Below are 3,144 nucleotides of genomic sequence, written 5' to 3' on the forward strand. Positions count from 1 at the left end.
GTGTGGCGGTGCGCACGCCGTGTGGCGGTGCGCACGCCGTGTGGCGGTGCGCACGCCGTGTGGCGGTGCGCACGCCGTGTGGCGGTGCGCACGCCTGGGCCAGGATGGGAGCGTGGACATCGAACCGGTCGACGGCGCGCCCCGGCAGGCGTTCCGCTGGGCGCTCCTGCGTCAGCGCTGGGAGGACCTCACCTTCCTGCACTGGGCCGTCGCGCCGGAGGTCGTCGCGCCCCTGCTGCCCGCGGGCACCGCGCCGGACACCATCGGCGGGGTCAGCTACGTCGGGCTGATCGGCTTCCGGATGGTCGGGCTGGGCTTCGGTCGTGGGCCGGGCGTGCCGTACCTCGGCACCTTCGCCGAGACGAACGTCCGGCTCTACTCGGTGGACGACACCGGCCGGCGTGCCGTCGTGTTCCGGTCGCTCGACGCGTCCCGCCTGGTGCCGGTGCTCGTCGCGCGGGCGACGCTGCGTCTGCCGTACCTCTGGTCCTCGATGCGGCTGGACCGCGACGGCGACCGACTCACCTACCGGTGCCGGCGACGCTGGCCCGGTCCGGCGGGCACGGCGAGCCGGATGGAGGTCCGGGTGGGGGAGCGCATCGCCGATCCGACCGGAGTCGAACACTTCCTCACCGCCCGCTGGGGGCTGCACACCCGGGCGTACGGTCGCACGCGGCACCTGCCGAACTGGCATCCCCGCTGGCCGTTGCACCGGGCGGAGCTGCTGCGCCTGGATGACGAGCTGGTCGCCGCGGCGGGCCTGCCGGCGCCGGTCGGGCCGCCGGTCAGCGTGCTCTACTCGCCCGGCGTCGGCGTGCGGTTCGGGCCGCCCGTCGGGCTCCGGCGGCCCGGCTGAGTGACACCGGGCCGCCGGTTGGTCAGTACCGTCCGCCCTCGGGGGCGGGCAGGGCGTCCAGGTCGGCGAGTTCCTCCGCGCCGAGCCGCACGTCGCCGGCCGCGCAGTTGTCCACCAGGTAGGTCGGGGTCTTGGTGCCGGGGATCGGGATGACCCGGTCGCCCTGGGCGACGACCCACGCGAGCGCGACCTGCGCGGGGCTGACGCCGGCCCGTTCGGCGACCTCCCGGACCCGGGCGACGATGGCGAGGTTGGCGCGCAGCGCCTCCTGCTGGAAGCGCGGCAGGCCTCGTCGGAAGTCGTCCGCCGGCAGGTCGTCGAACGAGGCGAATCGTCCGGCGAGGAATCCCCGGCCCAGCGGAGAGAACGGCAGGAAGGCGATGCCCTGCTCGACGCAGTACGGCAGCACCTCGGCCAGCGGATCCCGGGTCCACAACGACAGCTCGGACTGCACCGACGCCACCGGATGCACCGCCTGGGCCCGCGCGATCTCGGTCGCCGTCACCTCCGACAGGCCGATCTGTCGCGCCTTGCCCGCCGCGACGACCTCCGCCATCGCGCCCCAGGACTCCTCGATGGGCACCTCGGGGTCGACGCGGTGCAGTTGGTAGAGGTCGACGTGGTCGGTGCCGAGGCGACGCAGGCTGTCGTCGATCGCCGCGCGGATGTGCTCCGGCCGGCCGTTCCTGCCGATCGTGGGTAGTTTGCTGGAGCCGTCGGCCGGCGGCGTCGCGACCAGTCCGACCTTCGTCGCCAGGACGGCCCGCTCCCGGTGGCCGTCGGCCAGTGCCCGCCCGACCAGCTCCTCGTTGGTGTACGGCCCGTACACATCGGACGTGTCGATCAGCGTGGCGCCCAGATCCAGCGCCTGCCGGATCACGGAGATCGAAGTGTCGTCGTCGCGAGGGCCGGTGATGTCGTATCCGTGGCTCATGCCCATGCACCCGAGACCGATGACGCCGACCTCGGGCCCCGCACTGCCCAGCGTGGTGGTTCGCATGACCCCACGCTACGACCGTTGCCTGCCGCCCGGCGCGGTGGCGGCGCTCACTACTGTCGCGTGGTGCGCATCCGCGAGTTCGACTGGCCCGACTAGGACCGCGTCGCGGCGCTCTGGAGAGCGGCGGGCCGGGACGTGCTGCCGCGTGCCGAACTGACCGCCAAACTGGCCCGGGACCCGGAGCTGTTCCTGGTCGCCGAGGTGGACCGCGCCGTCGCCGGAGTCGTGCTCGGCACGTACGACGGCCGACGGGGCATGATCCTGCGACTGGCCGTGGACCCGGCGTGTCGCCGCCCGGGGTATCGCCACCACGCTGGTCGTGGAGCTGGAGGAGCGGTTCGCGGCGTTGGGGTGTCCACGGGTGAACCTGCTGGTCCTTCCGCAGGACACGGCGGCGCTGCGGTTCTGGCAGGCGCTGGGCTACCTGCCCCAGCCGGACGTGCTCTGCTCCAAACCGTTGGACGCCGCCACGAGCCGGTGAGCCGCGCCGCCGGCTGACCGCTCGCCGTGGCTGACCGGCGGGCGGTCCCACCTCGACACGGAATTCGGCGGCTGTGTCGAGAACGGCACCGCCTGCTTCGACCACAGGATGAGCGCCGGACACGACCGGTCCCACCGGCGGGCTGACACCGCAGCGACCAAGGAGTGGACCGATGACGAAGGTGACGACCGGGGCGACGATGTCGTTGGACGGCTACATCGCGGACGCCTCCCACGGCGGCTTCGAGCACCTCTTCCAGTGGTACGGCAGCGGTGACGTCGAGACGCCGACCGCCCACCCCGAGATGACGTTCCGGACGTCCGCCGCGAGCGCCCAGCACCTGCGGGACCTCAACCAGCGGACCGGAGCGCTGGTCGTCGGCCGGAGGCTGTTCGACATGACCGGCGGGTGGGGTGGCCGGCACCCGATGGACGTGCCCGTCGTGGTCGTCACGCACACCGTGCCGGAGGGCTGGGCACCGGAGAACGACTCCTTCGTCTTCGTCACCGACGGCGTCGCCAGCGCCATCGACCGCGCGAAGGCGCTCGCCGGTGACAAGGAGGTAGGGGTCAACGGCGGCACCATCGCGGCCCAGGTCGTCGAGGCTGGCCTGCTCGACGAGGTGCACGTCGACCTGGTCCCGGTCGTGCTCGGTGCCGGCGTCCCGCTCTTCGCCGACCTGAAGATCGCACCACTTCAGCTCGACGGTCCCTTCCGCGTCGTCGAGGGCGACGGCGTCACGCACCTCGCCTACCGCGTACGGCCGGCGGCCTGACCGCGTCGGGGCCGGCCCGCGCGGGCCGGCCC

4 protein-coding genes and 1 pseudogene are annotated in these 3,144 nt (G+C 73.3%); 4 read left to right on the top strand and 1 reads right to left on the bottom strand.

Going from position 1 to position 3,144, the window contains the following annotated elements:
• Nucleotides 1-112: 112 nt before the first annotated feature.
• A complete protein-coding gene (locus AB0J36_RS34350) occupies nt 113-856 on the top strand; it encodes a DUF2071 domain-containing protein (protein ID WP_363661595.1) in 744 nt (247 codons plus the stop codon).
• A gap of 22 nt (nt 857-878) precedes the next feature.
• On the opposite strand, the gene AB0J36_RS34355 is transcribed toward AB0J36_RS34350, so the two are convergent.
• On the bottom strand, nt 879-1,856 hold the full coding sequence (locus tag AB0J36_RS34355) for an aldo/keto reductase (protein ID WP_357117544.1): 978 nt from the start codon (nt 1,854-1,856) through the stop codon (nt 879-881).
• A 135-nt stretch (nt 1,857-1,991) separates the two neighbouring features.
• Between AB0J36_RS34355 and AB0J36_RS34360 the strand changes: the two are divergent.
• From AB0J36_RS34360 to AB0J36_RS34370, 3 genes and pseudogenes are all read left to right on the top strand, one after another.
• Nucleotides 1,992-2,090 (top strand): annotated as a pseudogene (locus tag AB0J36_RS34360) (GNAT family N-acetyltransferase); the annotation flags it as partial.
• Between the two features lie 85 nt (nt 2,091-2,175).
• Nucleotides 2,176-2,337 carry a hypothetical protein gene (locus AB0J36_RS34365; protein ID WP_357117547.1) on the top strand — a complete coding sequence of 54 codons (162 nt, stop codon included), beginning with the start codon at nt 2,176-2,178 and terminating at the stop codon, nt 2,335-2,337.
• A gap of 172 nt (nt 2,338-2,509) precedes the next feature.
• Nucleotides 2,510-3,112 (top strand): dihydrofolate reductase family protein, encoded by a 603-nt coding sequence (locus AB0J36_RS34370; protein WP_357117550.1) that lies wholly within the window; start codon nt 2,510-2,512, stop codon nt 3,110-3,112.
• Nucleotides 3,113-3,144 lie beyond the last annotated feature (32 nt).

This window comes from Micromonospora sp. NPDC049662 (assembly GCF_040675055.1).
Taxonomy (GTDB): Bacteria; Actinomycetota; Actinomycetes; order Mycobacteriales; family Micromonosporaceae; genus Micromonospora.

Excerpts from the sequence above, each read along its gene's own strand:
- AB0J36_RS34355 (WP_357117544.1), bottom strand. The coding sequence starts at position 1,856 with ATGCGAACCACCACGCTGGGCAGTGCGGGGCCCGAGGTCGGCGTCATC.
- AB0J36_RS34370 (WP_357117550.1), top strand. The coding sequence starts at position 2,510 with ATGACGAAGGTGACGACCGGGGCGACGATGTCGTTGGACGGCTACATC.